1 protein-coding gene and 1 pseudogene are annotated in these 1,807 nt (G+C 67.2%); both read left to right on the top strand.

From position 1 onward, the window contains the following. Positions 1–34: 34 nt before the first annotated feature. Positions 35–493: pseudogene (locus ACIRQP_RS42400) on the top strand (AAA family ATPase); the annotation flags it as partial. Between the two features lie 883 nt (positions 494–1,376). Next, on the top strand, positions 1,377–1,646 hold the full coding sequence (locus ACIRQP_RS42395; protein WP_403900823.1) for a DUF4326 domain-containing protein: 270 nt from the start codon (positions 1,377–1,379) through the stop codon (positions 1,644–1,646). Positions 1,647–1,807: the final 161 nt, after the last annotated feature.

Genomic DNA, 1,807 nt, shown 5'->3' with positions numbered 1-1,807 from the left:
GACGACTTCATCGGTACTCGTAACAGCCCCGAGCATGCCCGCTGATCATGCTGCCGCACCGCGAAACTCCAAGATCCCCGACAGAGTCAAGCTCATGGGCCCCGGCCAGCAGATCACCCTCGTCGGCGACGGCAAGGCCGGCAAGAGCCTGTTCACACAGGAGTGGATGTGGCGCATGGCCACCGGACAGAGCTTCCTCGGTGACGCACCCCAGGCGCCCGTACGGATCCTGTACCTCGACGCAGAGAACGGCCAGGAACAGGTCCAGGAACGCTTCCTGTCCTTCGGCGCTGGCCCTCTCAACATGGGCGAACTCGCCTACGCTTCATTCCCGCCCGTCCGGCCCCTCGACACCGCAGGCGGCGGCGCCGACCTGATGGCCCTCGTCAAAGCCACCAACGCCGAACTCGTCGTCATCGACACCGTCAGCCGCTTCATCTCCGGCCCGGAGAACGACGCCGACACCTGGCTCAACCTCTACCGCCACACCCTGCTGCCCCTCAAACGCGACCGCATCGCCTCCGTCCGCCTCGACCACTTCGGCAAAGACAAAGACCGCGGCGGCCGGGGCTCCTCGGCGAAGACACAGGACGTCGACCACGTATGGGAACTCGCTGCGCAGGGCGGCGGCGCCCTTACCCTCAAGCGGACCCACACCCGTACAGGCATCGGGCCCGACAGCTTCAGCCTCCTGCGCCAGGCCCGGCGCGACGGCGACAACTGGGCTCACGGCGGCACCCGACATGTCCTCATGGCCTACGAAGCCGACACCGGCATGGCCGCCGTCCCGGGCACCGTCGAGCACCTCGTCGCCGCCCTCGACCGGGCCGGCCTGCCCAACGACGCGGGTAACCGTGTGGTCCGCGGGAAGCTCACCGAACTTCAGATTTCCGCCGGAAACGACAAGATCGCTAAGGCTGTCGCTACCCGCAAAGCCCGGACCGAAAAGCCCGATTTCGACGTTTCCGGAGAAGCGTTCCGCGACCCCCTCCCGGAGACGTTTCCCGGAACGCGTTCCCGGAACACCCCCGGAACAGAAGAAACCCCAGGTCAGACGTTTCCCGGAACGGTCGCGGAAACGTCCGGAACGCCCCCCGTTCCGACTGTTCCCCCCTCGAAGAGGGGGAACGGTCAGGGAACACTGAACACAGACACCCCACAAGTCCCTCTGCGTCGTCTGCAAAACCCCCATAGCGGCCGACTGGGCCAACCGCGGATACGACACCCACCTCGGCTGCGACCACGCCACCGGCAGCCACTCCGACCGCCCCGCACATCCCGCCGCCTGATCCGGCCAACCGCCCGCCGGGCCAACTGCTGTGCCCCACCTACGCCGATCGTTAGCCAACCTAACGACTTACCTCCTGGAGTCTGTGATGACCGACCAGCCCACCCGCATCCAACGCCGCCGCGTCAAGGGATGGCGGCTTCCCGACAACGCCGTGATCGTCGTCGGCACCGCAGGCGGCTGGTACGAGCAGACCTACCGCATCGGCAGCCAAGTCTTCGACCGGCGCCGCGTGCTCGCGGAACTCCACCTGCTGCGCGGCAAGGACCTCGCCTGCACCTGCCCGCTCCCGGAGCCCGGCGAGCCGGACCACTGCCACGCCGCCTACCTGCTGGCGCTGGCCAACCCCACCCCGTGACACGCAGTACGCCCCGCCCGGGACTCAGCCGGCGCGCACACCTACCGCACCAACCCACCAGGTAGGACCTCCTAATGCCGTTGTCAAGCAACTGCTGTGACCTGGAGTCCAGGTTGAAAGCACTGTCCGTCACGGATGAGGGCCCACAGGACGTTGACGCG

The sequence above is a fragment of the Streptomyces sp. NPDC102274 genome (assembly GCF_044766385.1).
GTDB lineage: Bacteria > Actinomycetota > Actinomycetes > Streptomycetales > Streptomycetaceae > Streptomyces.
The sequence above is the reverse complement of the archived record's forward strand: the minus strand, read 5'-3'. Positions and strand labels throughout refer to the sequence as shown.